Raw genomic sequence first — 25329 nt, 5'->3', positions numbered from 1 at the left:
AGTTATATTTTGATAGAGATGCCTTTCCAAGGCAATCAGGATTTAAAGCCCAAAATTCGGCCTAATTATATAAGAATGTTGCAACACTGAGTATGACTGATTTTGAATGTTCTCATTAAATTATGATCCATATCAGGTTTTAAACAAAAATTTGATGATTATTTCAACAAAATCAACACCCTCCATAGAAACAATAACTTTTGATAAATAGTCAAAGTAAAGTTATACTTGAGCCCTTATTTTTAAACCTAATTATTGAGAAATATATGGAAGAATTTATGCCGATGGCAATTGAATTTGCCAAAAATCATTCTTTAATTGTTATTGCTTGGGTCGCTATTTTTCTAATGGTTATCTACCACTTCATCAAATCAGCCACCAGCAAAACGAAAGTGATTGAAAATACTGAAGCCATTGCGTTAATCAATAATCAAAATGCTGTTGTTATTGATTTACGCTCAATGGATGACTTTAATAAAGGCCATATCATTAACAGTTTAAACCTGCTTCCTACCGAAATTAAAAATCACAATGTTGGTAAAATCGAACAACATAAAGAAACGCCTGTTATTTTAGTTTGTGCCAACGGTGTGACTTCCGCTTCTTCTGCTGAAACTTTGGCAAAACAAGGATTTACTCACGTTTATTCCTTGAAAGAAGGCATTGCAGGCTGGCGAGCAGCAAATTTACCTTTAGTTAAAAAATAAATAAGGACACAAAAATGACCGAAGAAAACAAAGATGTTGTAAACAACGAGGAACAAGAAGTCCAAGCAGTACTTCAAATTCAACGTATCTATGTCAAAGACGTTTCTTTTGAAGCACCTAATTTGCCACACATTTTCAATCAAGAGTGGAAACCAAAACTGGCTTTTGATTTATCTACTGAAACCGTTAAATTAGCCGATGATTTATACGAAGTTTGCCTAAATATTTCCGTTGAAACCACTTTGGAAGATTCCGGCGATGTGGCTTTTATTTGTGAAGTAAAACAAGCCGGTGTATTTACCATTAGCGGTTTAGAAGATATGCAAATGGCACATTGCTTAACTGCTCAATGCCCAAATATGTTATTCCCTTACGCCCGTGAATTGGTTTCCAACTTAGTCAACCGTGGCACTTTCCCTGCATTAAATCTTTCTCCGGTTAACTTCGATGCTTTATTTGTTGAATATTTACAACGTCAACAACAAGAGCAAGAATCTGCCGAGCAAGCAAAAGCAAATTAATCTCAAAAAACCCACTTTTGATAAAGTGGGTTCTATTTTTTCGTTACTCTCATTTTTATCCGTCAAGGAGTCAATGATGAATACGACCTTAACCCATTCTTCTATTACCGTATTAGGCGCCGGTTCTTTTGGTACCGCCTTGGCTATCGCATTTTCCCGCAATGGACATTTAACCCGTCTTTGGGGACATAATCCGACAAAAATGCAAAAACTTGATAGCGAGCGACAAAATACGGAATTTTTACCGGAGATTGTTTTTCCCGATTCGTTACAAATAGAAACGGATTTAGCCAAAGCCATTCAAGCTTCACGCGATTTATTATTAGCCGTTCCCAGTCATTGTTTTGGTGAAATTCTCGATCAAATTCGACCGCACTTACGTCCTGATAGCCGTATTGTTTGGGCTACAAAAGGCTTAGAAAGAGATACCGGTCGTTTGTTGGAAGAGGTTATTAAAGAAAAATTGGGTAGCCACTATCCCTTAGCGGTGCTTTCAGGTCCAACCTTTGCCAAAGAATTGGCTTCAGGTCTCCCGACAGCAATTACCTTAGCTTCCAACGATGAAGAATTTGCATTGCAATTTCAAGCGCGCATTCATTGCAGCAAACATTTTCGCGTTTACATTAATAACGATATGCTTGGTGTACAACTTGGCGGTGCCATTAAAAACGTAATTGCCATTGGCGCAGGGATGTCCGACGGCATGGGATTTGGCGCAAATGCTAGAACAGCACTTATCACCCGCGGTATTGCCGAAATATCTCGTTTAGGTATCGCCCTAGGCGCAAATCCAAATACTTTTATGGGCATGTCCGGCTTAGGTGATCTCGTTTTAACCTGTACGGATAACCAATCCCGTAACCGTCGTTTCGGCATGATGTTAGGACAAGGTTTTTCCGCTCAAACAGCAATGGATAATATCGGTCAAGTAGTAGAAGGTTTCTATAATACTAAGGAAGCCCATTTACTTGCACAACGACACGGCATTGAAATGCCTATCACTGAACAAATTTACCAAGTCCTGTTCTGTGGCAAAAATGCGAAAGAAGCCGCATTGAGTTTATTAGGTAGAGAACGTAAAGAGGAATAATCCATGTCATCAACGGTTTGGCAAAATATTCGTCAGGAAGCAAAAGAGTTAGTGGATAACGAACCTATGCTTGCCAGTTTTTTCCATTCAACGATTTTAAAACATCATAATTTAGGCAGTGCATTAAGTTACATTTTAGCCAACAAATTAGCTAACACGATTATGCCGGCTATTGCACTACGCGAAATTATCGAAGAAACCTATCAGGAAAAACCAAGCATTATTGAATGTGCTGCTTTTGATATTCAAGCCGTTCGTCAACGAGATCCTGCGGTAGAACTTTGGTCAACCCCTTTGCTTTATTTAAAAGGGTTTCACGCTATTCAAAGTTATCGTATTACCCATCATTTATGGCAACAAAACCGCAAAGCACTAGCTATTTATTTGCAAAACCAAATTTCCGTTGCGTTTGACGTAGACATTCACCCTGCTGCCAAAATCGGACACGGTATTATGTTCGACCACGCCACCGGCATTGTTGTCGGCGAAACCTCCGTGATTGAAAATAACGTGTCTATTTTACAGGGCGTCACCCTTGGAGGTACCGGAAAAGAATGTGGTGATCGTCATCCAAAAATTCGTGAAGGCGTCATGATTGGTGCGGGTGCAAAAATTTTGGGCAATATTGAAGTGGGTAAATACGCCAAAATCGGTGCGAATTCTGTTGTATTACAACCTATCCCCGACTATGCCACTGCAGCAGGCGTACCGGCACGAATTATCGGAAAAGATAAAGACGCCAAACCGGCATTTGATATGAACCAAAACTTTATTGATTTGGGGATGGAGCTGAATATTTAGGCTCAACAACGATCTCAAGGTTGAGCCTAAAAACATCTTCAAAAGTGACCGCTCTTTAAAGTTTATTAAGCGCCGATTAAACGTGAAAGTGCGGTGTCTTTTCGGTCTAAATAATGGGTAGATTGAATACGGCGAATTGTTCTGGATTTTCCTCGAATTAATAAGGTTTCCGTGGTTGCCAGATTGCCTTTACGATGAATACCTTTTAATAGGTCACCATTAGTAATTCCGGTGGCCGCAAAAACTAAATTGTCGTCACGCACTAATTGTTCAAGCTGTAATACCGTATTTACTTGAACACCCATTTCTTCACAACGACGAATTTCTTCTGCTGCCAGTGCATTATTTTCTGGTGTTTCCCCTTTAACAACATTTCGAGGTAATAAACAGGATTGCATATCCCCCCCTAAAGCACGAATTGCCGCCGCCGCAATAACCCCTTCCGGTGCACCGCCAATCCCATACACCATATCAATTTCTGCTTCCGGTAAACAACATAATACCGATGCCGCAATATCACCATCTGGAATAGTAAATACGCGTACGCCTAATTGATGCATTTTATCAATGACGTCTTTATGACGTGGTTTATCTAAAATTGTTACCGTTAAGTCAGATAATAATTTACCCAATTTAGAGGCGACTCGACGCAAATTTTGTTCAAGCGGTAAATTTAAATCGATGATACCTTTTGCTTCCGGGCCAACTACCATTTTTTCCATATACATATCAGGCGCTTTTAAAAAAGTATTTTTACCCCCTGCCGCCAATACGGAAATGGCATTAGTTTGTCCCATTGCCGTCATGCGTGTACCATCAATTGGATCAACAGCAATCGATACTAATTCTCCCATGCCGGATCCCACTCTTTCACCAATATACAGCATTGGTGCTTGATCAATTTCCCCTTCACCAATAACAACTTCTGCGTCCATATGCACTAAATTCAACATATAACGCATTGCTTTCACGGCAGCATCATCAGCCGAATTTTTATCACCACGTCCTAACCAAGCAAATCCGGCTAATGCGGCGACTTCTGTTACTCTTGAAAACTCAATGGCTAATGATCTGTTCATGGGAATTCCTTAAAAATGAGAAGTAAAAAATCGGCTTATTTTATCACTAAGCAAACGTTTGCATACCAAAAACATCAAGAAATTTTCTGAAGGGTAATTAATTCAAAGATTATTTGATTCTCCACTTTTATAAAACCAATTAACTAGGTAGAATAAAGCCACTTTTATCCATTTGTTTTAGAGGAAATTACCATGTCATTTGAAGTATTAGATCAATTAGAAAACAAAATTAAGCAAACAGTTGAAACTATTCAATTACTTCAATTAGAAGTTGAAGAATTAAAAGAAAAAAACAACAAATCACAACAAGAAAACGATGCATTACGTGGTGAAAACGAACAGTTAAGAAACGAACAGCAAAATATTCAAGAGCGTTTACGTTCTATCATAGGTATGACTGACGGTATCTAATCGATTAATAAAAAACAAAGGCTTAGTTAATCTAAGCCTTCTTTTTTTGGAGAAAAAAATGCAACCTAAAATTTGCTTAATCACCGGCAGCACCTTAGGCGGTGCCGAATATGTTGCCGAACACTTAGAAAGTCTATTACAACAACAGGGTTTCAGTACCGAATTACATCATGGCCCGGCATTAAATGAAGTTATCAATGAAAAATTATGGTTGGTGGTAACTTCCACCCATGGTGCAGGAGAATTGCCGGATAACCTCAAACCGTTATTTGAAGCACTTGATGCAAGCGATATAGATCTTTCAACATTGAAGTTTGCGGTGATCGGTTTAGGAAATTCCGATTACGACACCTTTTGCTTTGCCGTGGATACGGTAGAACAATGTTTATTGGCAAAAAGTGCGGTCAAAATGACTGATGCTTTGCGCATTGACGTATTAACAGAAACCGACCAAGAACAATGTGCAGAGGACTGGTTGCCTAATTTTACAAATAAAATTTCATCAATTTAGTTTTCATAAAAATCAATTAATAAGAAAAAACACTTGTGGATAAACTTAAAATAAAATTGTTAAAAATCTGTTTTTATAAAATGGGTAAGTTTTTCGAAAGATCATACTGTGGATAAACCACGAAGTTATACACAAGAATTGATGTGTAAGATCAGTAAGATCTTAACAGTTTTAAAAATGATCTATGTTCTTCATTTACAAAATAAAAAAGATCTTATTCAAGCTATTCATCGATCCTTATAATAGTAATAATAAAATAGATCTTTATATAAAGATCTTATTTTTATTAACGAGAGATCCTTTTTACGATCTATCTTTCTCTTTCAATGAAACTGACCTTTTAACAAAACAAGATTTTCAGTAGAATAGCGACCAATTTTTTTAAAGGATCAAAAGATCCGTACCTCATTCAAAATAGAGATCATTCATAATCATGTTTTACACTGAAACCTATGATGTCATCGTGATCGGTGGCGGTCATGCAGGGACTGAAGCCGCATTGGCGCCTGCTCGTATGGGATTAAAAACCCTATTACTTACGCATAATGTCGATACCCTAGGACAAATGTCTTGTAATCCGGCAATTGGCGGAATAGGAAAAGGCCATTTAGTAAGAGAAATTGATGCCATGGGCGGTTTAATGGCAACAGCGGCAGATCAGGCGGGAATTCAATTTCGTACACTGAATAGCAGCAAAGGCCCTGCTGTACGGGCAACACGTGCACAGGCAGATCGTGTGTTGTATCGTCAGGCTGTAAGAATAGCCCTTGAAAACCAACCGAATTTAGATATTTTCCAACAAGAAGTTAGTGATATTTTAGTCGAGCAAGATCGTGCTACCGGTGTCGTGACGAAAATGGGACTGAAATTTCATGCGAAATCAGTAATTTTAACTGCCGGCACGTTCTTAGCCGGTAAGATCCACATTGGTTTAGAAAATTACGAAGGGGGACGTGCGGGGGATCCGGCTTCTGTTACTCTCTCTCATCGTTTAAGAGATCTTGGTTTACGTGTAGATCGTTTAAAAACCGGAACACCACCACGTATTGATGCACGTACTATTGATTTTTCCGTGCTTGCCGAACAGCATGGCGATGCAGAGTTGCCGATATTTTCTTTCATGGGATCCGTTGATCAGCATCCTCGCCAAATTCCGTGTTTTATTACACACACGAATGAAAAAACGCATGAAGTTATCCGTAATAATTTAGATCGCAGCCCAATGTACACGGGAGTGATCGAAGGAATTGGTCCGCGTTATTGCCCATCTATCGAAGATAAAGTGATGCGTTTTGCTGATCGTAATTCGCATCAAATTTATTTAGAACCGGAAGGTTTAACCACAAATGAAATTTATCCAAACGGGATTTCCACCAGTTTACCATTTGACGTACAAATGGGCATTGTGAATTCCATGAAAGGGTTGGAAAATGCGCGCATTATTAAGCCCGGTTATGCCATTGAATATGATTATTTTGACCCGCGTGATTTAAAACCAACGTTAGAAACCAAATCCATTCAAGGTTTATTCTTTGCCGGTCAAATTAACGGGACGACCGGTTATGAAGAGGCTGCTTCTCAAGGTTTGTTAGCAGGAATTAACGCGGGTCTTTATGTGCAAGAAAAAGAGGTTTGGTTCCCACGTCGTGATCAGGCTTACATGGGCGTGTTGGTGGATGATCTTTGCACGCTTGGCACCAAAGAACCTTATCGCGTATTCACCTCCCGAGCGGAATATCGTTTGTTATTGCGTGAAGATAATGCCGACATTCGTTTGACACCGATTGCCCATGAATTAGGGTTAATTGATGAAGCTCGCTGGGCACGTTTCAATCAGAAAATGGAAAATATTGAACAAGAACGTCAGCGTTTACGCAGTATTTGGTTACATCCGCGTTCAGAATATTTAGAAGAAGCCAATCAAGTATTAGGCAGTCCGTTGGTGCGTGAAGCCAGTGGTGAAGATTTATTGCGTCGCCCGGAAATAAATTATCAAATTTTGACCGCACTTACGCCGTTTCAACCGCCGATGGCCGATAAAGAAGCGATTGAACAAGTGGAAATTTCGATTAAATATCAAGGATATATCGAACATCAGCAAGACGAAATCGAAAAACAAAAACGCCACGAAAATACAGCTATACCGCCGAATTTTGATTATTCTAAAGTTGCGGGATTATCTAACGAAGTTCGTATCAAACTGGAACAACACCGCCCGGTATCTATCGGACAAGCTAGCCGTATTTCCGGTATTACGCCGGCGGCGATTTCCATTATTTTGGTGAATTTGAAAAAGCAAGGCATGCTAAAACGTGGTGAATAATGGCTAATTTAGACATTCAGTTGGCGGATAAACTAAAAACGTTATTAAAACAGACCGCACTTTCTGTGACAGAACAACAGCAACAACAATTAGTTAAGTTGGTTTTATTGCTCGATAAATGGAATAAGGCATATAACTTGACTTCTGTGCGTGATCCGCAAGAAATGTTGGTTAAGCATATTTTAGACAGTATTGTAGTTAGCCCTTATTTACAAGGTAACCGTTTTATCGATGTCGGCACCGGCCCGGGCTTACCTGGTTTGCCTTTAGCCATCGTTAATCCGCAAAAACAGTTTGTTCTATTGGATAGTTTAGGTAAACGTATTAGTTTTATTCGTAATGCTATTCGTGAGCTTGGGCTAACTAATGTAGAACCGGTACTAAGCCGAGTAGAAGATTACCATCCCGATCATCAATTTGATGGCGTGTTAAGTCGTGCTTTTGCGTCCTTGAAAGACATGACGGAGTGGTGTCATCATTTACCTAAATCGGATGGATTATTTTATGCGTTAAAGGGGCTTTATCACGAAGAAGAAGTGAAAGAATTAAATCCTCAATTTAAGGTGAAAAATGTCATTAAATTAGAGGTTCCCGAACTAACCGGGGAGCGGCATCTCGTCATTTTGTGATGATTTGTTTAAAGTGTGATTTATTTAACACTTTTTTTACTGTTTTATGTTGAATCTCTTTAGTTCAAAGGTATAATTAGCCAGTTTTTGCATATAAAAAGTAAAATAATGTCCAGAGTTTTAACGCAGACTAAAAATCGTTATAAAAAAACGATGCTAATAGAGATTGGTATCATCCTCGTTTTGAGTGTGTTGTTAGCTTTCTGGAATGGAAAAAGTGCGGTTGATTTTGGTTTAGGATTTCTCTGTGCTTTTTTACCTTTTTGTTTTTTTGTTTATGTGGTTTTTTATCGCAAACAACATTTATCAACAAAACTGACCGCACTTTATCGTGGGGAATTTGTTAAATTTAACTTAACAATTATTCTTATCGCTGTAGCATTTAAATGGTTGGTTATAAAAGAATTTATTCTATTTTTTATAGGTTTTTTTATGGCATTAATGTTGAATAATCTTATTCCATTTTTGCTTAACAGGTCTTAATTTTTTATAAAGGGTTACTATGTCTGGACAAACAACCTCTGAATATATCAGTCACCATTTATCATTTTTAAAAAGTGGTGATGGTTTTTGGAATATTCATGTAGATACCTTATTTTTCTCTATCGTATCAGCCATTATTTTCCTTTTCATCTTTTCACGTGTTGCGAAAAAAGCAACGCTGGGCGTGCCAAGCAAAATGCAATGTTTGGTCGAAATTTTAGTAGAATGGATTAATGGTATCGTAAAAGAAAATTTCCATGGTCCGCGTAATGTTGTTGCGCCACTAGCGTTAACCATTTTTTGTTGGGTATTCATTATGAATGCCATCGACTTAATCCCGGTGGATTTTCTTCCGCAATTTGCAGGTTTATTTGGTATTCACTATTTGAGAGCTGTGCCGACAGCTGATATTAGTGCGACACTAGGTATGTCAATCTGTGTATTCTTCCTGATTCTTTTCTATACAGTAAAATCCAAAGGTTTTGGTGGATTGGTTAAGGAATATACGTTACACCCATTTAATCATTGGGCGTTTATTCCGGTTAACTTTATTCTTGAAACCGTCACTTTACTGGCTAAACCGATTTCTCTGGCTTTCCGTTTGTTCGGTAATATGTATGCAGGGGAATTGATCTTTATTCTTATCGCTGTGATGTATTCTGCGGATATGGCACTTGCAGCATTGGGAATTCCGTTACACCTCGCTTGGGCTATTTTCCATATTTTGGTTATTACGTTACAAGCATTCATCTTTATGATGTTGACGGTTGTTTACTTGAGTATTGCTTATAACAAAGCAGATCATTAATTTTATTTTTTTTATTAACCGGCTCTAGGGCTAAACTTAACTTCTATTGGAGAACATTATGGAAACTGTAATTACAGCTACAATTATCGGTGCATCAATCCTTCTTGCATTTGCTGCATTAGGTACAGCTATCGGCTTTGCTATCTTAGGTGGTAAATTCTTAGAATCTTCTGCCCGTCAACCTGAGCTTGCATCTAGCCTATTAACTAAAATGTTTATTGTTGCAGGTTTATTGGATGCGATTGCGATGATTGCTGTTGGTATTTCTTTACTTTTCATTTTCGCAAACCCATTCATCGGTTTATTACAATAATCACCTTATTTGCTTATCAACGTAAAACAAGCAGATTAAGGAGGACGTTGTGAATTTAAATGCAACATTGATTGGTCAACTTATTGCATTCGCAATTTTCGTGTGGTTCTGCATGAAATTTGTTTGGCCACCAATTATTAATGCAATTGAAAAACGTCAAAGCCAAATTGCGAATGCTTTAGCTTCCGCTGAAGCGGCGAAAAAAGAACAAGCAGATACAAAAATGCTTGTTGAAAAAGAAATTTCTCAAGCAAAAATTCAAGCCCAAGAAATTTTAGATTTAGCCAATAAACGTCGCAATGAAGTTTTAGACGAAGTGAAGGCAGAAGCCGAAGAACTTAAAGCTAAAATTATTGAACAAGGCTATGCAGAAGTTGAGGCTGAGCGCAAACGTGTTCAAGAAGAATTACGTATTAAAGTTGCGTCTTTGGCTATTGCAGGTGCTGAAAAAATTGTTGGGCGTACTGTGGATGAAGCAGCCAACAATGACATTATTGATAAATTAGTTGCAGAACTATAAGAAGGTTGAGCTTATGTCAGAATTAACTACCATAGCTCGCCCTTATGCTAAAGCAGCGTTTGATTTTGCCGTTGAACAAAGTAGATCTGATAAAAGTGCGGTTGAAAAATGGAATGAAATGTTAGGTTTTCTTGCTGAGTTAGTGAAAAACGAAGCAATGCAAAGTTACTTAACAAGTTCTTTTTCAGCTCAAAAACTAGCAGATACGGTGATCTCAATTTGTGGTGAACAATTAGATCAATATGGGCAAAACTTAGTTCGGTTAATGGCTGAAAATAAGCGTTTAACTGTCCTTCCGCAAGTTTTTAAAGAATTTCAACATTATGTTGAAGAGTATAAGGCTATTGCGGAAGTTAAAGTAACATCGGCTCAACCATTAAGCGCCATGCAACAAGAAAAAATTGCTGCCGCAATGGAAAAAAGATTAGCCCAAAAAGTTAAGTTAAATTGCAACGTTGATAGCTCGCTCATTGCTGGCGTTATCATTCGTACAGAAGATTTTGTGATTGACGGAAGTAGTCGTGGACAACTTGCCCGTTTAGCAAATGAGTTGCAATTATAAGAGGATTAGAAAATGCAACTAAATTCAACTGAAATTAGTGAATTAATAAAAAAACGCATTGCTCAGTTTAATGTAGAAAGTGAAGCGCGTAATACGGGTACAATCGTTTCTGTAAGCGATGGTATTATTCGTATTCATGGGTTAAGCGAAGTAATGCAAGGGGAGATGATTGCACTTCCGGGTAATCGTTACGCGATGGCATTAAACTTAGAAAGAGATTCTGTTGGTGCTGTGGTAATGGGACCTTATGCAGATCTTGCTGAAGGAATGGAAGTTCAATGTACTGGCCGTATTCTTGAAGTACCGGTTGGTCGCGGTTTATTAGGTCGTGTTGTAAACACGCTTGGTCAACCAATTGATGGTAAAGGTGAAATTGAAAATGACGGTTTCTCTCCGGTTGAAGTTATCGCCCCAGGTGTAATTGAACGTAAATCCGTTGATCAACCTGTACAAACCGGTTATAAAGCGGTTGACTCCATGGTACCAATCGGTCGTGGTCAACGTGAATTGATTATCGGTGACCGTCAAACCGGTAAAACAGCATTAGCGATTGATGCCATCATTAACCAACGTAACTCAGGTATTAAATGTATCTATGTTGCGATTGGTCAAAAAGCATCAACTATTGCTAACGTAGTACGTAAATTAGAAGAACATGGCGCACTAGCTAACACTATCGTCGTTGCTGCGTCTGCATCTGAATCTGCAGCATTGCAATATTTAGCACCTTATGCCGGCTGTGCAATGGGTGAATATTTCCGTGATCGTGGTGAAGATGCATTAATCGTTTATGATGATCTTTCTAAACAAGCGGTTGCTTATCGTCAAATTTCCTTATTATTACGTCGTCCACCAGGTCGTGAGGCATATCCAGGTGACGTATTCTACTTACACTCACGTTTGCTTGAACGTGCTTCTCGTGTAAATGAAGAATACGTAGAAAAATTCACCAAAGGTGAAGTAAAAGGAAAAACCGGTTCTTTAACTGCTCTTCCAATTATTGAAACTCAAGCGGGTGACGTTTCTGCATTCGTTCCTACTAACGTGATTTCTATTACCGATGGTCAGATTTTCTTAGAATCTAACTTGTTTAACTCAGGTATTCGTCCTGCGGTGAACCCGGGTATTTCTGTTTCTCGTGTAGGTGGTTCTGCACAAACTAAAGTTATTAAGAAACTTGCGGGTGGTATTCGTACTGCACTTGCACAATATCGTGAATTAGCGGCATTTGCTCAGTTTGCTTCAGATCTTGATGATGCAACCCGTAAACAACTTTCTCATGGTGAAAAAGTAACCGAATTGTTGAAACAAAAACAATTTTCTCCGCTTTCTGTTGCTGAGCAAGCAGTAGTGTTATTTGCGGTTGAATTTGGTTATTTAGACGATGTTGAGTTATCTAAAATTGCAAGTTTTGAAACTGCACTTCTAGATTATGCAAATCGTAATTATGCCGAGTTTATGCAAGAGCTTACTAAAACCGGTAACTATAATGATGAAATCAAAGATACATTAAAAGGTATTTTAGATAGTTTCAAAGCTAATAGTGCTTGGTAGTAACGGAGAAATAAGATGGCAGGTGCAAAAGAGATAAAAACCAAAATTGCCAGCGTACAAAGTACGCAGAAAATTACTAAGGCAATGGAAATGGTTGCAACCTCGAAAATGCGTAAAACGCAGGACCGTATGGCGGCATCTCGTCCGTATTCTGAAACTATCCGTAGTGTTATCAGCCATGTGTCTAAAGCAAGTATCGGTTATAAACACCCGTTTTTAGTTGAACGGGATGTAAAAAAAGTTGGTATTTTAGTTATTTCTACTGATCGTGGAATGTGTGGTGGTTTAAACGTGAATTTGTTTAAAACCACACTTAACCAAATTAAAGATTGGAAATCACAAAATGCGACGACTGAGCTTGGCTTGATTGGTTCTAAAGGGATTAGTTTTTTCCGTTCCCTTGGTTTTAAGGTAAAAAGCCAACTTTCCGGTTTGGGCGATAACCCTTCTTTAGAAGAATTAATTGGTGTAGCAAATACCATGTTTGATGCTTATCGTAATGGAGAAATTGATGCAATTTATATTGCATACAACAAATTCATTAATACGATGTCGCAAAAACCGATTGTACAACAATTAGTTCCTTTACCGGAAATGGAAAACGATCACTTAATCGAAAGACAACAGGCATGGGATTATATTTACGAACCTGAACCAAAAGTGTTATTAGACAGCCTTTTAGTTCGTTATTTAGAATCTCAAGTTTATCAAGCGGTTGTAGATAATTTAGCTTCAGAACAAGCGGCTCGAATGGTAGCGATGAAAGCAGCAACAGATAACGCAGGCAATTTAATTAATGACCTGCGGTTGGTGTATAACAAAGCTCGTCAAGCAAGTATCACAAATGAATTAAATGAAATCGTTGCCGGTGCGGCTGCGATTTAATAGAAGAGGAACGGTAATGGCGACAGGTAAAATTGTACAAATCATCGGTGCGGTGATTGACGTCGAATTTCCACAAGATGCAGTACCAAAAGTTTATGATGCATTAAATGTTGAAACAGGTTTGACCCTTGAAGTTCAACAACAATTAGGTGGCGGTGTGGTACGTTGTATCGCATTAGGTGCTTCTGACGGTTTAAAACGTGGTTTGAAAGTAGAAAACACAAATGACCCGATTCAAGTACCGGTAGGAACAAAAACCCTTGGTCGAATTATGAATGTGTTGGGTGACCCAATTGATGAACAAGGTCCGATTGGCGAAGAAGAACGTTGGTCTATTCACCGTTCTGCACCAAGCTACGAAGAACAATCAAACAGTACCGAATTATTAGAAACCGGTATTAAAGTTATCGACTTAATTTGCCCGTTTGCAAAAGGGGGTAAAGTTGGTTTATTCGGTGGTGCAGGTGTAGGTAAAACCGTAAATATGATGGAATTAATTCGTAATATTGCGATTGAACACTCCGGTTATTCTGTATTCGCAGGTGTAGGTGAGCGTACCCGTGAAGGTAACGACTTCTACCACGAAATGAAAGATTCCAACGTATTGGATAAAGTATCTTTGGTTTACGGTCAAATGAATGAGCCACCGGGTAACCGTTTACGTGTTGCGTTAACCGGTTTAACCATGGCGGAAAAATTCCGTGATGAAGGTCGTGATGTATTATTCTTCGTGGATAATATCTATCGTTATACCCTTGCTGGTACGGAAGTATCTGCGTTATTAGGTCGTATGCCATCCGCAGTAGGTTACCAACCAACCTTAGCTGAAGAAATGGGTGTGTTACAAGAACGTATTACTTCAACCAAAACAGGTTCTATCACGTCTGTACAAGCAGTTTATGTGCCTGCGGATGACTTGACTGACCCATCTCCGGCAACAACCTTCGCGCACTTGGACTCAACCGTTGTATTGAGCCGTCAAATTGCGTCTTTAGGTATTTATCCTGCGGTTGACCCATTAGATTCTACATCTCGTCAATTAGACCCATTAGTTGTTGGTCAAGAGCATTATGATGTTGCTCGTGGCGTACAAGGTATCTTACAACGTTATAAAGAATTGAAAGACATTATTGCAATTCTTGGTATGGATGAATTATCTGAAGAAGATAAATTGGTTGTAGCGCGTGCGCGTAAGATCGAACGTTTCTTATCACAACCGTTCTTCGTTGCTGAAGTATTTAACGGCACACCAGGTAAATACGTTCCGTTAAAAGAAACCATTCGTGGCTTTAAAGGTATTTTAAACGGCGAATATGATCATGTTCCGGAACAAGCGTTCTACATGGTTGGTTCAATTGACGAAGCGCTAGAAAAAGCCAAAAATATGTAATCACTTCAAGCTGATGCATATCAAACTTGAAGGAGAAAAACATGGCAACATTTAATTTAACAGTCGTAAGTGCAGAACAAAAAATCTTTTCCGGCAACGTGAAAAGTGTTCAAGCAACAGGTATTGAGGGTGAGCTCGGTGTTTTACCGGGGCATACCCCTTTATTGACAGCAATCAAGCCAGGTATTGTTAAATTTACTTTAGAAAATGATAACGAAGAAGTTATCTATGTTTCCGGCGGCTTTTTAGAAGTTCAACCAACGATTGTGACTGTTCTTGCGGATGTCGCAATTCGTGGTCAAGAGCTTGATAGCGAGCGTATTCTTGCTGCTAAGAAACGTGCGGAAGAAAACATTCATCAACATCACCATGATGCTGATTACGAATTGTTAATGTCTAAACTTTCTAAAGAATTGGCAAAACTTCGTGCTTACGAACTTACTGAGAAGTTAGTGAAATCTAAACGCTAATTTCACCGCACTTTAAAACCTGTATTAAATCTGCATTCTAGAATCGAATTACTTTGTTATTTAGAATGCAGATTTTTTATTTTTACTTAATAACCAGTGTCTGTATCTTTTAATCCGTTTACGATAGCAATACCCGCACTGGCCCCAATACGAGTTGCGCCGGCATTTATCATGGCTAATGCTGTTTGTGTATCACGAATACCGCCGGAGGCTTTAACACCAATATTGCCTACAGTTTGTTTCATTAGTGTAACATCTTCTACGGTAGCTCCACCTTTGTTGAAGCCAGTAGAGGTTTTAACAAAAGCCACTTGCAATGCTTTACAAATTTCACAAGCACGGACAATTTCTTCTTTGGTAAGCAAGCAAGTTTCCAGAATTACTTTTAGTGGTACGCCATGACAGGCATTAAGAACACCTTGAATATCTTCTTGTACCGCTTGCCATTTTCCCGATTTAATCCAGCCAACGTTAATTACCATATCAATTTCATTTGCGCCGGCAGCAATGGCCTGTTCTGTTTCAAACGCTTTTACTGAAGTTAAATTGGCACCCAGCGGAAATCCTACAACGGTACAGATTTTTACATTGGAATGTGCTAATTTTTGTTTTGCTAAAGGAATGTAACCAGAATTAATGCATACAGAAAAGAATTGGTGGGCAATAGCCTCATCACAAAGTTTCAAAATATCTGCTTCGGTTTTTTCCGCGGTTAGTGCGGTATGATCAATATAATGTGCAATTTGTTTTGATTCCATTTGTATTTCCTCCTTAGAAAAATAATCAAATAATTATAACTAAAATAAATTTAATGAACGTGATCCATTTAACGTTTCTAAGGTTTTGCCGTAAGTGAGAATAATCTTTGTGCTTTTTATTATGGATGTTAAGAAGAGAGAGAGAAAGTGCGGTAGGTTTTTACCGTGTTTTTCACTGCAATATTCCGTTAGAATGTGTCGAGAACAGTGGTTTTGCCTGCGTGGCTATTAAAATGTTATATGAGATTGTAATGAAAAAATGGTGGCGATATGCCTTGTTTGTTTTATTTGTGTTAGTGGTTGGGGTGTGCTCTCTGCCATGGTGGTTGACGCCCAAACAGGTAGAACAAATGGCTAACCATTTTTTATTGCCTGAATACCGTTTACAGCTTTCAGATCAATGGTTGATGCAAAGTAGTGAACTACAACTTTCTGAATTACAGTTGGCTACCTCAGAATGCACACTTACTACGTTACAAAATGTTCGTTTGAATTGGTGGCCGCCTCGTCTTGAGGTGGAAAATGCGGTAGTGGATTATGCTTGTTTTGAGCATTTGCCAGTGAGTGAAGAGTCAAAAACACCGTCAAAATTGACCGCACTTTTTGACATTATTCCTGATAGTGAATTGGTTATTGAACATTTACGCATTAAAGGGCTGGATGAAATACAACAGCCAATGTTACATCAATTGATTTCTTCTGATATGTCAGTAACCGCGCATTATGATGCTGAACAACTGAAGCTTCATACAAATGCGAGAACGGATGAGGGACTGATATTAGAACATCATTCTACTCTTGTTCGTCAATATTCCTCCTTTCAATGGCATGGACAAACGGATTTTCAACCCTCTACCACAGAGAACTATCATTTAAATTTCACATTGCAACTTAATGATGAATTATGGCAGCCACCTTCACAGGGAGACATTATTCTGGATTGGCAGAATTCGCAATGGACGGTAGAAAAAGGACATCTTCAATTTGTTTGGAATGGGGATGAGGGGAAAATAACAGCCCAAGATTTGACCCGAAACGCGCCCTTGCTTGATATTCCTTTTACTTTTACGGAGAAGGGATTGGATATTTCTTGGGGGACTTTTTATTGGACGTTTGATGGGTATCAGCCGATAAAAGGCTTCTTGGGTTTGGCTGCTCGTAAGCCACAAGAAGGTTGGTTACCTTTAGGCTTAGATTTAAACGTTATATTGCAAACCTTTGGTGAACAAGGCAAAGGGGAAATTGTTATTTCAGGTAAAAATGGTGAGATTGGTGGCGGTGAAAAGAAGAATGCGTTTTTCTTTGATCTGACGACTCGAGGGGATTTACGTTATAACAATACTGTGGCGCAAACTAACTTGAAATATCACATTGGTGGTGACCTTGATTTACCTTTATTACGTTTTTATCCCGGCTCTATTTTTAAAATGGATAATTTACAACCTGACTCAAAAATTCATGTGAGAGTGCCTTTAGATGATGTTTTAGTTGGACGTTATGGTTTAGAAGGTCGATTACAAGCAACATTACAGGGCTTTACACCGCAATTTGAACAATTGGATTTGAAATTAGATGGGCTGGCACATGAGTTTATTGCCGGTATTAAAACAATTTTTGAATTACGTGATGAACGACAAAAACTTCGTGTAGCTGAATTGCAGGCAGCAAATCGTTGGGATTGGACAATTGAAGGTGATGCGCTGTGGAAATCTTTAAAGACGCCGGTAAATATGAAAGGTATTGGTTTTTGGGAGGGGGATCATATTGAGCTTAACCAACTTTTTGCGCATTCTGGAAAAGTGAGTATTGATGGCGTCAAAATGGCACCTCTTTCTTTAGAGCTGAAAGATCGTTTACGTTGGAATTACGAAAAACAACACATTCGAGGATTGATGCAAGCAAAAACCGACTGGATTGAATTTGCCTATGGTGGACGGTTTGAAAAACCGGTTTTTGGTTTAGGGATTGATGGAAAAAGCATCGATCACTTTAGTGCTGCAGGGGATTTAAAAGCGGGTTCACTTGGTCCGCTAGATTTGCTTGCAACATATGAAAATAATGTGCTTAGCGGAAAAATTAGTTGGAAGGAACAATCTGCGAAAGTTTTCCAATCCTTGTTTCCGCAACAATGGGAATGGATTATCCACCAAGGCAGCATTAAAGGCGAAAGTGATTTTGTTATTAATGGTGGCGGTATTGCCATGACCGGTATATTAAATTTACACCATGGTAAAATCACCATGCCGGATGGTGAAATTGAGGGACTTAATATTTCTTTTCCTTTGAATTATCAAAACCTTAAATTACAGCTTAAATCAAACCACCCGATTAACTTTTCTGTTAAAAATATGAGAATAGGGGCGCTGACAACACATAATGGAACGTTTGATATATTCGGCACTTATCCTTATTCAGAGCATCATCCGTTAACTTTAAGTAAGGTAAAAATAGGTTTGTTTGATGGAGAATTAACAGTAGATAAGTTGAATTTTCCTCAGCGACAAATGGCATTGCTTTCCTTTAAAAATATTGACTTAGCACAAGTGCTAGAAATGGCGCAGTATAATCAGTTGAGTTTAAACGGACGGGCAAATGCAACATTTCCTTTTTGGTTGGGACATAAAACGTGTTTGATTTGTAATGGTACATTAGAGCAAGTGGGTAAATTACACCTTAAAGTGAATGAGAGTGTTGTGGATGGCTTAAAAAAAGGTGGTTGGACAGAAGGTATTTTGGTGGATTTACTTAAAGAATTGGAATTAAACGGTTCTCAGGCTTCCATTGATTTAGCGCCGAATGGGCAAATGACATTACGTGCGACTATCAATGGGTTTAATCCTACTAAGCAAAGCCATCATCCAATAACTTTAAATTATATGCATAGAGAAAATATGTTTGAGTTGTGGGACATGATAGACTACGGCTCGCAATTTGAACAAAAATTACAACATCGACTTTATCGGCAGTTAGAAAAATGAAAAAACACCTGAAAAAATCACCGCACTTTTTTTGCTTATTGCTTTGTTTTGTGCTTGTAGCTTGTACCCCAACGATTCAGCTGGATACGCCTAAAGAAGGTATCACTATCAACATGAATGTGGTAGTAGATCACAATATCAGTGTCAAAATGGATGAAAAAACACAAGCGGCAACAGGTACTAGCGTAAAGTCTTCGGTGAAATAAGGAAATTCCGCATAAGTTCGCTCCATATTATAAGAAATAAAAAGACTTTAAAACTTTTGTTTTAAAGGCTTTTTATTTTAGTTTATTGGGCTAGGTTCATCTGAATTGTTAATTACTGTTATTGCTAGAACTGCATAATTTGATTTTTATTCCATATAACTAAAATCTAAAGTGCCTATAAAAAATGGCGGTAATCGGGAGGTTTCTGAACGCTATAAAAAAGAAGTTTTCAGGAATTATAAAAAAGCAATTTAACCAAAAGATGAGGAGGGTTAGAAATGTGAAAATTATCTTCCAACATCACGGTATAAAACGACAACAGAGAAAATCTACCGTCATCTCTTGCTTGATAAAAATTTGCTAAAAATTCCGCCAACTCGTCAGGCGCTATGGTATTCATGCCTTTTACGCGCAGTTTATCAAATTCCCGTTGAATTTCGGCTAAGTTGTTGCTGGTAATTAATCCACGGTGCAAGGCGAAACACATAACATGATTTACGTTGTTCAATATTTTCCTGATGGTCTCTAATTTCCCCACATGCTCTAATGGCTTGAAGGCATTAATGCCAATAAGCGCCAATATTCTTCACGCTTGGCGCGCACATCAGCAAGGGAAAATTCAGGATAGCTTCCTAAGCCTAATTTATCCCTCTTCTTGGTGTGAGGATGATAGTAACTAAAAAACGATTACTAGTAGCTTATGTAGATTTACAATAAAGCTTTTTAGATATTGGGTTGGTGGGTTGTTTATGTGGATTTATGCGGGATTACATGGATTGGCGGAAGATCGTAGGAGTTGAACCTACCCGAGACTGCTGGCAGCCTCAACAGGATTTGAAGTCCTGCCGCTTCACCGGAAACGACGATCTTCCTTTTCGAAATTGGTGCGAACTTTAGCGCAAAAGTCGGGGCGATTCAAGTTGAGTCGCAAAATAATAGCCTGAATTGATTAAATAAAAAGTGCGGTCAGAAAAATGATTAAATTTCTGACCGCACTTTTAGTTTTATAAGTTGAAATTAACGACGTGGTAAATAACGTGTTGGATCCACAGATTTGCCTTTGTAGCGAATTTCAAAGTGAAGTTTTACATCGTTGGTGCCGGTGTTACCCATTTTGGCGATTTGTTGGCCGGCTTTCACTTCTTGCTGATCTTTCACTAAGATGCTGTCGTTGTGGGCATAGGCACTAAGGAAATCATCGTTATGTTTGATGATGATAAGATTTCCGTAACCGCGGAGTGCATTGCCGGCGTAAACGACACGGCCACCTGCTGCTGCGTTAACGGCTTGACCACGAGAGCCGCCAATATCAATCCCTTTATTGCCACCATCGGAGCTAGAAAAACCTTGAACGACATTACCACTTGTTGGCCAGCGCCAAGCAATGGTGGAGGCGACCGGTGCATTGTCTTGTGGGATTGGTTGGCTTACCACAGGTTGGTTTTGAACTTGTACTGGTTGATTTACCGGTGCGCTATTTACCGGCGGTAAACCGCCTGCGGTGGCTTTTACCGGGCCGGTGATAGTGCCATCAGAACCATATTGTGTGCCATTTGCACCCGGCGTGTAAGTAACGGTTGGCTCAGTGCTCACCGGTTGTTGAACTGGCGCTTGTGGTTGAGGCGCAACAGCAGGTTGTGCCACGCTTTGAGTACGTCCGTTAGACACTTTCAAGGTTTGCCCTACGCTTAAATTGTAAGGTTCCTTCATATTATTTAAAGCCGCTAATTCTTTTACATCTAAACCGGAAATATACGCGATAAGGAACATGGTATCGCCTTTGCGCACGGTGTAGGTGTTACCTTTGTAGAAGCCTTTGTTAATTTGGCTGTAATCCGGTGCGTTGGTGGTTGGATTGCGCGGAATCGTGAAATCCTGCGAGGTTTGTTGTGGTTTATTTTGCACTGCCGGCGCCGCTTGTGGTTTTTGTACCGGTTGAGGTTGATAAGTTGGTTGGAAATTCGGCTGTGGCGCAGATTGTGCCGGCGCTTGAGGCATTGGCGTGTTCATGCTGTTGGGTACGCTACTTTGTTGAATTTGTGGTTCCCAAGTGGCATTACCGCCCATAGATGGGTTGTCAACCGGCTGCATCATGCCCGGTGATAATGTGCCGTCGGCACTTTCTACCGGGGCTGGAGAATCTGAGCTACAAGCTGTAAGAACAGCAAGGGTAATTGGTAAAAGTAAAAAGGATTTTTTCATAGAGGTATTCCTTATTGCATATTTGTTGGCATACGTTGTTGTTGAATTTCCGGCATCCAACTACCGCCTGCGATAGCACCGGTGCCTTCTACCGGTTGCATAATGCCCGGCGGAAGTGAATTTTCGTCTTTGCGAGCATCATCAGAAGAACAGGCTGCGAGAGTTAATACCATAGACAATAATAAAATTGATTTTTTCATTTTATAACCTTGATTAACGTAAAATAAAATAAGCGACAACGGCTAAAATCACCACCGACCAACCGATGACTTCAATGGATTTGCGCAGTTTTGCTGCAAATTTTTCGCCACCCCAAGCCGCTAATTTAGCGACCAATAAGAACCTTGCCGCACGAGAAATAAACGCGGTGATGACAAAGGGTAAAAATGCCATTTGCATCACGCCGGCACAGATGGTGAAAACTTTGTAAGGAATTGGTGAGAAACCTGCCACAAACACCACTAAAATACCCCATTTTTCAAACCATTGAATAGCGGTTTGCCAATGTGCTTGATAGCCCCATTGGTTGATGTAATGTTCTACAAAATCAAACGCATAATAACCCAATGCATAACCGATGATGCCACCCAACACGGAAGCAATCGCCGTAAATAAGGCAAATTTGACCGCACTTTGCGGTTTTGACATGGACATTGGGATAAGCATGACATCCGGCGGAATGGGGAAGAAAATTGCTTCGATAAAACTGACAAACGATAACCAAAATGGGGCGAAACGGTGTTTCGACCAAGCCATGGTTTTATCGTACATTGTGCCAAACAAATTCATTTCGTTTCCTTATCTTGAAGGGTGAAATTATTCACTTTCTAACCAATGTTGTAAAGCCTTCATTGAGTGGTGCGCCGTCATGTCCACTTGAATTGGCGTGATGGAGACATAGCCGTTTTTTACCGCATGAAAATCTGTACCTTCGCCCTCATATTCCGGCAATCCGCTCAGCCCGATCCAATAAATATCTTCGCCACGCGGGCTTTTTTGTTTAATGACTTCGGCGGAAGAAGAACGGTAACCCAAATGGCAGACTTTAATGCCTTTGAGCTCTTCATAAGGCACATCCGGCACATTAATATTAAGAATTTCGTGTTTGCCCAATAATTGAGAATGTAATTTAGGGACGAGTTCACATACCACACGGGCTGCCGTTTCAAAATGTTGACGGCCGTCAAGAGACACCGCAATAGACGGCAAGCCAAGGTGGCGCCCTTCAAAGGCGGCGGCCACGGTACCGGAATACAATACATCGTCCCCCAAGTTTGCGCCGGCGTTAATGCCGGATACCACTAAATCGATGCGCCCGGAAAGAAAACCGTTGAGCGCAATGTGCACGCAATCGGCGGGCGTACCGTTAACGCAATAATCGCCACTTTCTAAATGTAACGGTTGTAATGGTTTCACTAAGGTTAACGAACTTGAGGCGGCACTGCGGTTGCTGTCAGGTGCGACGATGGTGACGTTGGCGATCTTGCGCAAGGCATCTGCCATGGCGCGAATGCCCGGCGCGTGAATGCCGTCGTCGTTACTCAATAAAATATTCATATTCTTCCTGTGTTTTAATTTTCGACATTGACCAATTCGCGAATGAGCGCAGTGGCATAACTGCCCGCCGGTAAGTCAAATTGAAGGCGCAAGCCGTTTGGTTCAAATTGCCATTGGAATTGCTGTGGCTGCATTAATATTGGGCGGCGTGCCGCTTTCATACGTTCTTGGCGCATTAACGCGAATAACGCCTGATGTTGTGCGAAAATTTCATGTTCAAAATCGACCGCACTTTTCTCTTCTTCGCCGATAAGTGGCGCTGTGAGTAAAACATCTTGTTGTGCCAAACGCTGTTGCAGCTGCGCCAAATCTTCCGACTCGTTCACCACAAACCAGCTGTGCGAACCGTTCAGTTGTAAAACATCGCCGACCAAAATCTGCTGTGCCAAGTCTAATTCCATCCGTTTGGACACGATTAAATTAAAAATTTCGCTACGCGCAGCAGAAAGATAGAAGCTACGCTTATTGCGATCTTTGACGTTAATTTCGCCGTTTGCCCAGCGTAACGCCTGCGCTAAGTTATTGCCATCACGGCCAAAACGTTGTTCGGTGAAATAATTTGGGAAGCCGTTTTTTGCCAGAAAATCTAACCGCACTTTGAGTTCGTCGGTTTCTTCAGTGTTGCGGAGCAAAATCTCAAAATGATTGCCTTGTAAGCTGCCGATACGAATTTTGCGTTGGTGGCGGGTGACGTCGAGAATTTCTACCCCTTCGAGAGAAAATTGATTGAAATCCGGTGTCGGTTGTCCGGGCATTTGCAGACTGAACCATTGCTCGGTAACGGCTTTGCGATCTTTCAAACCGGCGTAGCTCATGTTGCGCGCAGAAATGCCGGCGAATTTTGCCAGTTGCTCGCCTACAAACAAGGTGTTGCAATCGGTTTTGCGCACTTTCACGGCAACAAATTCACCATCGCCACTCATGTCGTAGCCGAGCTGTTCTTTCACCACAAAATCCGCATATTCCGCTTTTAAAAGTGCGGTCTGTTTTGGCGGTGTTTTTTGCAAATAGGCTAAATCCATCATGATTTGCGTACCAACAATGCCACTGCTTCGCAGGCAATGCCTTCACCGCGACCGGTAAAGCCAAGCTTTTCTGAGGTGGTGGCTTTGACGTTGACTTGTTCGATGTCGACAGACAAATCCTGTGCGATCAGGGCGCGCATGGCATCAATGTGTGGACGCATTTTTGGCGCTTGGGCGATGATGGTGACATCCACGTTGCCTACGACATAGCCTTTTTCCTGTACTTGACGGTACGCCTCGCGCAATAACACGCGGCTGTCTGCGCCTTTGTATTGCATGTCAGTGTCGGGAAATAATTTGCCGATGTCACCCAAGGCGACTGCGCCGAGTAAGGCATCGGTTAGCGCATGGAGCGCCACATCGCCGTCGGAATGAGCGATAAAGCCTTTGTCAAAGGGAATGGTGACGCCGCCGATAATGAGCGGGTTGTCGGTGCCGAAAGCGTGAACGTCAAAACCATGGCCGATTCGTATCATGTTGTCTTCCTCATTAAATAAAATTCTGCCAGCGCCAAATCTTCCGGGCGGGTGACTTTAATATTATCGCTACGTCCTGCCACTAAGTGCGGTTGAAATCCCGCGAGTTCCATGGCAGAGGCTTCATCAGTCACGGCAAGCTGTTGTCGTTGGGCGTGGATTAACGCATTTCGTAATAACTCTGCGCGGAAAAATTGTGGCGTTTGCGCTAGCCAAAGTTGGCTGCGATCTTCAGTGTGGGCAATTTGTTGTGAAGGTAGGGCACGCTTGATGGTATCCGTCGCCGGAATCGCCAAAATCGCGCCATTGTCATCATTAATTTCAAGCAATTTATCCAAATCGCCGTGGGTTAAACAAGGACGTGCCGCATCATGCACCATTACCCAAACATCCGTGCCGGCATTTTGTATCGCTTTTAATCCGTTTAACACCGAATCAGCACGGGTTTCTCCACCTTCGACTAACGTAATTTTCGGGTTTTGTGTCAGGTTAAGTTGAGCAATGTAAGGATCGTCGGCAGCCACTGCCAACACGATTTGGCTGATGTGTGGATAAGAAAGCAACACGTTTAAGGTGTGCTGCAAAATGGGGTGTCCGTGAATAGGAAGGTATTGTTTCGGTTTGTCCGCCTGCATCCGACTGCCAATGCCGGCCGCCGGCACAACGGCGATAATCTTGCGATTTGAGGTCATTATTTGTGTTCTTTGACGATGTGATAGAAAGTTTCGTTTGGTTTCACCATTTCATGCTGTAAACGGGCGCGCTCTTCAATGGCATCCACCCCTTCTTTTAAGTCTTTAATTTCTGCAGCAATGATTTGATTTCGTTGGGAAAGTTTTTCATTTTCCTGTTGATGGACGGCGATTTCTTTGGTGGTGTTTTTATAATCCCAATAGCCGTTTTTGCCGAACCAAAAATCGTATTGGAACAGCACTAAAACCGCAAATAATAAAGAGAGAAATAAGCGCATAAAAAACCGGTAAATCGAATCGAAAAAAATTGCGCTTAGTTTACCTTGAATTGTACCAAAATGCGATATTGCCCGCCCGGCGCCGAATAATTTCTTAAAA

Annotated in this window: 30 protein-coding genes, 1 tRNA gene and 1 pseudogene; 19 read left to right on the top strand and 13 right to left on the bottom strand. The window is 40.3% G+C overall.

What is annotated here, in order from left to right; translation table 11 throughout:
* Window positions 1-266 precede the first annotated feature (266 nt).
* The 4 genes from HMPREF9064_RS00185 (at window position 267) to cysE (ending at window position 3119) form a co-directional block, all read left to right on the top strand.
* Window positions 267-707: a rhodanese-like domain-containing protein gene (locus HMPREF9064_RS00185; protein ID WP_032998048.1), complete on the top strand. Its 441-nt coding sequence runs from the start codon at window positions 267-269 to the stop codon at window positions 705-707.
* A 14-nt stretch (window positions 708-721) separates the two neighbouring features.
* Window positions 722-1228 carry a protein-export chaperone SecB gene (gene secB, locus HMPREF9064_RS00190; protein WP_006719920.1) on the top strand — a complete coding sequence of 169 codons (507 nt, stop codon included), beginning with the start codon at window positions 722-724 and terminating at the stop codon, window positions 1226-1228.
* Between the two features lie 76 nt (window positions 1229-1304).
* Window positions 1305-2318 carry an NAD(P)H-dependent glycerol-3-phosphate dehydrogenase gene (gene gpsA / locus HMPREF9064_RS00195; RefSeq protein ID WP_032998047.1) on the top strand — a complete coding sequence of 338 codons (1014 nt, stop codon included), beginning with the start codon at window positions 1305-1307 and terminating at the stop codon, window positions 2316-2318.
* A gap of 3 nt (window positions 2319-2321) precedes the next feature.
* Window positions 2322-3119 (top strand): serine O-acetyltransferase, encoded by a 798-nt coding sequence (cysE, locus tag HMPREF9064_RS00200; protein WP_006719916.1) that lies wholly within the window; start codon window positions 2322-2324, stop codon window positions 3117-3119.
* 65 nt (window positions 3120-3184) lie between these two features.
* On the opposite strand, the gene glpX is transcribed toward cysE, so the two are convergent.
* Window positions 3185-4198, bottom strand: coding sequence for a class II fructose-bisphosphatase (gene glpX, locus HMPREF9064_RS00205; RefSeq protein ID WP_006719914.1), 1014 nt, complete (start codon window positions 4196-4198; stop codon window positions 3185-3187).
* A 192-nt stretch (window positions 4199-4390) separates the two neighbouring features.
* Between glpX and zapB the strand changes: the two genes are divergently transcribed.
* The 13 genes from zapB (at window position 4391) to HMPREF9064_RS00270 (ending at window position 15057) form a co-directional block, all read left to right on the top strand.
* Window positions 4391-4609 carry a cell division protein ZapB gene (zapB, locus tag HMPREF9064_RS00210; RefSeq protein WP_006719913.1) on the top strand — a complete coding sequence of 73 codons (219 nt, stop codon included), beginning with the start codon at window positions 4391-4393 and terminating at the stop codon, window positions 4607-4609.
* Between the two features lie 58 nt (window positions 4610-4667).
* Window positions 4668-5120 carry an FMN-binding protein MioC gene (gene mioC / locus HMPREF9064_RS00215; protein WP_006719911.1) on the top strand — a complete coding sequence of 151 codons (453 nt, stop codon included), beginning with the start codon at window positions 4668-4670 and terminating at the stop codon, window positions 5118-5120.
* 433 nt (window positions 5121-5553) lie between these two features.
* A complete protein-coding gene (gene mnmG / locus HMPREF9064_RS00220; RefSeq protein ID WP_006719907.1) occupies window positions 5554-7443 on the top strand; it encodes a tRNA uridine-5-carboxymethylaminomethyl(34) synthesis enzyme MnmG in 1890 nt (629 codons plus the stop codon).
* The gene (gene rsmG / locus HMPREF9064_RS00225) at window positions 7443-8072 is read left to right on the top strand and encodes a 16S rRNA (guanine(527)-N(7))-methyltransferase RsmG (protein ID WP_006719905.1); all 630 of its coding nucleotides are present in this window, start codon (window positions 7443-7445) and stop codon (window positions 8070-8072) included. The genes mnmG and rsmG overlap by 1 nt, the downstream gene beginning before the upstream one ends.
* Window positions 8073-8180: 108 nt before the next feature.
* The gene (locus HMPREF9064_RS00230; RefSeq protein WP_006719904.1) at window positions 8181-8555 is read left to right on the top strand and encodes an ATP synthase subunit I; all 375 of its coding nucleotides are present in this window, start codon (window positions 8181-8183) and stop codon (window positions 8553-8555) included.
* 19 nt (window positions 8556-8574) lie between these two features.
* On the top strand, window positions 8575-9363 hold the full coding sequence (gene atpB / locus HMPREF9064_RS00235; RefSeq protein ID WP_006719902.1) for a F0F1 ATP synthase subunit A: 789 nt from the start codon (window positions 8575-8577) through the stop codon (window positions 9361-9363).
* A gap of 58 nt (window positions 9364-9421) precedes the next feature.
* The gene (atpE, locus tag HMPREF9064_RS00240) at window positions 9422-9676 is read left to right on the top strand and encodes a F0F1 ATP synthase subunit C (RefSeq protein WP_005702422.1); all 255 of its coding nucleotides are present in this window, start codon (window positions 9422-9424) and stop codon (window positions 9674-9676) included.
* A 49-nt stretch (window positions 9677-9725) separates the two neighbouring features.
* The gene (atpF, locus tag HMPREF9064_RS00245; RefSeq protein WP_006719898.1) at window positions 9726-10196 is read left to right on the top strand and encodes a F0F1 ATP synthase subunit B; all 471 of its coding nucleotides are present in this window, start codon (window positions 9726-9728) and stop codon (window positions 10194-10196) included.
* 13 nt (window positions 10197-10209) lie between these two features.
* Window positions 10210-10758 carry a F0F1 ATP synthase subunit delta gene (gene atpH / locus HMPREF9064_RS00250; protein ID WP_032998046.1) on the top strand — a complete coding sequence of 183 codons (549 nt, stop codon included), beginning with the start codon at window positions 10210-10212 and terminating at the stop codon, window positions 10756-10758.
* Between the two features lie 12 nt (window positions 10759-10770).
* Window positions 10771-12312: a F0F1 ATP synthase subunit alpha gene (gene atpA, locus HMPREF9064_RS00255; RefSeq protein ID WP_006719895.1), complete on the top strand. Its 1542-nt coding sequence runs from the start codon at window positions 10771-10773 to the stop codon at window positions 12310-12312.
* 15 nt (window positions 12313-12327) lie between these two features.
* The gene (atpG, locus tag HMPREF9064_RS00260) at window positions 12328-13197 is read left to right on the top strand and encodes a F0F1 ATP synthase subunit gamma (RefSeq protein WP_006719893.1); all 870 of its coding nucleotides are present in this window, start codon (window positions 12328-12330) and stop codon (window positions 13195-13197) included.
* Window positions 13198-13213: 16 nt separating this feature from the next.
* Complete coding sequence (gene atpD / locus HMPREF9064_RS00265) at window positions 13214-14587, top strand: F0F1 ATP synthase subunit beta (protein WP_006719891.1); 1374 nt, start codon at window positions 13214-13216, stop codon at window positions 14585-14587.
* 41 nt (window positions 14588-14628) lie between these two features.
* Window positions 14629-15057, top strand: a complete 429-nt coding sequence (locus HMPREF9064_RS00270) for a F0F1 ATP synthase subunit epsilon (RefSeq protein ID WP_006719889.1) — start codon at window positions 14629-14631, stop codon at window positions 15055-15057.
* Between the two features lie 86 nt (window positions 15058-15143).
* On the opposite strand, the gene deoC is transcribed toward HMPREF9064_RS00270, so the two are convergent.
* On the bottom strand, window positions 15144-15815 hold the full coding sequence (gene deoC / locus HMPREF9064_RS00275) for a deoxyribose-phosphate aldolase (protein ID WP_006719887.1): 672 nt from the start codon (window positions 15813-15815) through the stop codon (window positions 15144-15146).
* Window positions 15816-16066: 251 nt separating this feature from the next.
* On the opposite strand from deoC, the gene HMPREF9064_RS00280 reads away from it, so the two are divergent.
* Together HMPREF9064_RS00280 and HMPREF9064_RS00285 are read left to right on the top strand one after the other, a co-directional pair.
* The gene (locus HMPREF9064_RS00280; protein ID WP_032998044.1) at window positions 16067-18793 is read left to right on the top strand and encodes a YdbH family protein; all 2727 of its coding nucleotides are present in this window, start codon (window positions 16067-16069) and stop codon (window positions 18791-18793) included.
* Window positions 18790-18999: a YnbE family lipoprotein gene (locus tag HMPREF9064_RS00285; RefSeq protein WP_006719884.1), complete on the top strand. Its 210-nt coding sequence runs from the start codon at window positions 18790-18792 to the stop codon at window positions 18997-18999. Before HMPREF9064_RS00280 ends, HMPREF9064_RS00285 begins: the two co-directional genes overlap by 4 nt.
* Window positions 19000-19228: 229 nt before the next feature.
* On the opposite strand, the gene HMPREF9064_RS0109595 is transcribed toward HMPREF9064_RS00285, so the two are convergent.
* The 11 genes and pseudogenes from HMPREF9064_RS0109595 to ftsB form a co-directional block, all read right to left on the bottom strand.
* Window positions 19229-19507: a hypothetical protein gene (locus tag HMPREF9064_RS0109595; protein ID WP_155811792.1), complete on the bottom strand. Its 279-nt coding sequence runs from the start codon at window positions 19505-19507 to the stop codon at window positions 19229-19231.
* A 35-nt stretch (window positions 19508-19542) separates the two neighbouring features.
* Window positions 19543-19629 (bottom strand): annotated as a pseudogene (locus HMPREF9064_RS10120) (hypothetical protein); the annotation flags it as partial.
* A 147-nt stretch (window positions 19630-19776) separates the two neighbouring features.
* Window positions 19777-19871 (bottom strand) — tRNA-Sec (locus HMPREF9064_RS09950).
* Between the two features lie 145 nt (window positions 19872-20016).
* The gene (nlpD, locus tag HMPREF9064_RS00290) at window positions 20017-21201 is read right to left on the bottom strand and encodes a murein hydrolase activator NlpD (RefSeq protein WP_006719880.1); all 1185 of its coding nucleotides are present in this window, start codon (window positions 21199-21201) and stop codon (window positions 20017-20019) included.
* A gap of 11 nt (window positions 21202-21212) precedes the next feature.
* Complete coding sequence (locus HMPREF9064_RS00295) at window positions 21213-21401, bottom strand: lipoprotein (RefSeq protein ID WP_006719878.1); 189 nt, start codon at window positions 21399-21401, stop codon at window positions 21213-21215.
* A gap of 13 nt (window positions 21402-21414) precedes the next feature.
* Window positions 21415-21990, bottom strand: a complete 576-nt coding sequence (locus tag HMPREF9064_RS00300; RefSeq protein ID WP_006719876.1) for a YqaA family protein — start codon at window positions 21988-21990, stop codon at window positions 21415-21417.
* A gap of 27 nt (window positions 21991-22017) precedes the next feature.
* Entirely contained in the window at window positions 22018-22758 is a 741-nt protein-coding gene (surE, locus tag HMPREF9064_RS00305; protein WP_006719874.1) for a 5'/3'-nucleotidase SurE, read from the bottom strand.
* Between the two features lie 14 nt (window positions 22759-22772).
* On the bottom strand, window positions 22773-23783 hold the full coding sequence (truD, locus tag HMPREF9064_RS00310; protein WP_006719872.1) for a tRNA pseudouridine(13) synthase TruD: 1011 nt from the start codon (window positions 23781-23783) through the stop codon (window positions 22773-22775).
* Window positions 23780-24259 (bottom strand): 2-C-methyl-D-erythritol 2,4-cyclodiphosphate synthase, encoded by a 480-nt coding sequence (ispF, locus tag HMPREF9064_RS00315; RefSeq protein WP_005702371.1) that lies wholly within the window; start codon window positions 24257-24259, stop codon window positions 23780-23782. Before ispF ends, truD begins: the two co-directional genes overlap by 4 nt.
* Window positions 24256-24951: a 2-C-methyl-D-erythritol 4-phosphate cytidylyltransferase gene (gene ispD / locus HMPREF9064_RS00320; RefSeq protein ID WP_006719867.1), complete on the bottom strand. Its 696-nt coding sequence runs from the start codon at window positions 24949-24951 to the stop codon at window positions 24256-24258. Before ispD ends, ispF begins: the two co-directional genes overlap by 4 nt.
* On the bottom strand, window positions 24951-25229 hold the full coding sequence (ftsB, locus tag HMPREF9064_RS0109590) for a cell division protein FtsB (RefSeq protein ID WP_032998222.1): 279 nt from the start codon (window positions 25227-25229) through the stop codon (window positions 24951-24953). Before ftsB ends, ispD begins: the two co-directional genes overlap by 1 nt.
* Window positions 25230-25329: the final 100 nt, after the last annotated feature.

This window comes from Aggregatibacter segnis ATCC 33393 (assembly GCF_000185305.1).
Taxonomy (GTDB): Bacteria; Pseudomonadota; Gammaproteobacteria; order Enterobacterales; family Pasteurellaceae; genus Aggregatibacter; species Aggregatibacter segnis.
This window is presented reverse-complemented; position numbering and strand designations above follow the sequence as displayed.

What these genes read in the sequence shown, in the direction of transcription:
- mnmG (WP_006719907.1), top strand. Translation starts at nt 5,554, where the DNA reads ATGTTTTACACTGAAACCTATGATGTCATCGTGATCGGTGGCGGTCAT.
- HMPREF9064_RS00295 (WP_006719878.1), bottom strand. Translation starts at nt 21,401, where the DNA reads ATGAAAAAATCAATTTTATTATTGTCTATGGTATTAACTCTCGCAGCC.
- ispF (WP_005702371.1), bottom strand. Translation starts at nt 24,259, where the DNA reads ATGATACGAATCGGCCATGGTTTTGACGTTCACGCTTTCGGCACCGAC.
- zapB (WP_006719913.1), top strand. Translation starts at nt 4,391, where the DNA reads ATGTCATTTGAAGTATTAGATCAATTAGAAAACAAAATTAAGCAAACA.
- gpsA (WP_032998047.1), top strand. Translation starts at nt 1,305, where the DNA reads ATGAATACGACCTTAACCCATTCTTCTATTACCGTATTAGGCGCCGGT.
- truD (WP_006719872.1), bottom strand. Translation starts at nt 23,783, where the DNA reads ATGATGGATTTAGCCTATTTGCAAAAAACACCGCCAAAACAGACCGCA.
- deoC (WP_006719887.1), bottom strand. Translation starts at nt 15,815, where the DNA reads ATGGAATCAAAACAAATTGCACATTATATTGATCATACCGCACTAACC.
- atpB (WP_006719902.1), top strand. Translation starts at nt 8,575, where the DNA reads ATGTCTGGACAAACAACCTCTGAATATATCAGTCACCATTTATCATTT.
- rsmG (WP_006719905.1), top strand. Translation starts at nt 7,443, where the DNA reads ATGGCTAATTTAGACATTCAGTTGGCGGATAAACTAAAAACGTTATTA.
- HMPREF9064_RS00230 (WP_006719904.1), top strand. Translation starts at nt 8,181, where the DNA reads ATGTCCAGAGTTTTAACGCAGACTAAAAATCGTTATAAAAAAACGATG.
- ftsB (WP_032998222.1), bottom strand. Translation starts at nt 25,229, where the DNA reads ATGCGCTTATTTCTCTCTTTATTATTTGCGGTTTTAGTGCTGTTCCAA.
- atpA (WP_006719895.1), top strand. Translation starts at nt 10,771, where the DNA reads ATGCAACTAAATTCAACTGAAATTAGTGAATTAATAAAAAAACGCATT.
- atpH (WP_032998046.1), top strand. Translation starts at nt 10,210, where the DNA reads ATGTCAGAATTAACTACCATAGCTCGCCCTTATGCTAAAGCAGCGTTT.
- surE (WP_006719874.1), bottom strand. Translation starts at nt 22,758, where the DNA reads ATGAATATTTTATTGAGTAACGACGACGGCATTCACGCGCCGGGCATT.
- mioC (WP_006719911.1), top strand. Translation starts at nt 4,668, where the DNA reads ATGCAACCTAAAATTTGCTTAATCACCGGCAGCACCTTAGGCGGTGCC.
- HMPREF9064_RS00280 (WP_032998044.1), top strand. Translation starts at nt 16,067, where the DNA reads ATGAAAAAATGGTGGCGATATGCCTTGTTTGTTTTATTTGTGTTAGTG.
- cysE (WP_006719916.1), top strand. Translation starts at nt 2,322, where the DNA reads ATGTCATCAACGGTTTGGCAAAATATTCGTCAGGAAGCAAAAGAGTTA.
- secB (WP_006719920.1), top strand. Translation starts at nt 722, where the DNA reads ATGACCGAAGAAAACAAAGATGTTGTAAACAACGAGGAACAAGAAGTC.
- HMPREF9064_RS00285 (WP_006719884.1), top strand. Translation starts at nt 18,790, where the DNA reads ATGAAAAAACACCTGAAAAAATCACCGCACTTTTTTTGCTTATTGCTT.
- HMPREF9064_RS00300 (WP_006719876.1), bottom strand. Translation starts at nt 21,990, where the DNA reads ATGAATTTGTTTGGCACAATGTACGATAAAACCATGGCTTGGTCGAAA.
- nlpD (WP_006719880.1), bottom strand. Translation starts at nt 21,201, where the DNA reads ATGAAAAAATCCTTTTTACTTTTACCAATTACCCTTGCTGTTCTTACA.
- atpG (WP_006719893.1), top strand. Translation starts at nt 12,328, where the DNA reads ATGGCAGGTGCAAAAGAGATAAAAACCAAAATTGCCAGCGTACAAAGT.
- atpE (WP_005702422.1), top strand. Translation starts at nt 9,422, where the DNA reads ATGGAAACTGTAATTACAGCTACAATTATCGGTGCATCAATCCTTCTT.
- atpD (WP_006719891.1), top strand. Translation starts at nt 13,214, where the DNA reads ATGGCGACAGGTAAAATTGTACAAATCATCGGTGCGGTGATTGACGTC.
- ispD (WP_006719867.1), bottom strand. Translation starts at nt 24,951, where the DNA reads ATGACCTCAAATCGCAAGATTATCGCCGTTGTGCCGGCGGCCGGCATT.
- glpX (WP_006719914.1), bottom strand. Translation starts at nt 4,198, where the DNA reads ATGAACAGATCATTAGCCATTGAGTTTTCAAGAGTAACAGAAGTCGCC.
- HMPREF9064_RS00185 (WP_032998048.1), top strand. Translation starts at nt 267, where the DNA reads ATGGAAGAATTTATGCCGATGGCAATTGAATTTGCCAAAAATCATTCT.
- HMPREF9064_RS00270 (WP_006719889.1), top strand. Translation starts at nt 14,629, where the DNA reads ATGGCAACATTTAATTTAACAGTCGTAAGTGCAGAACAAAAAATCTTT.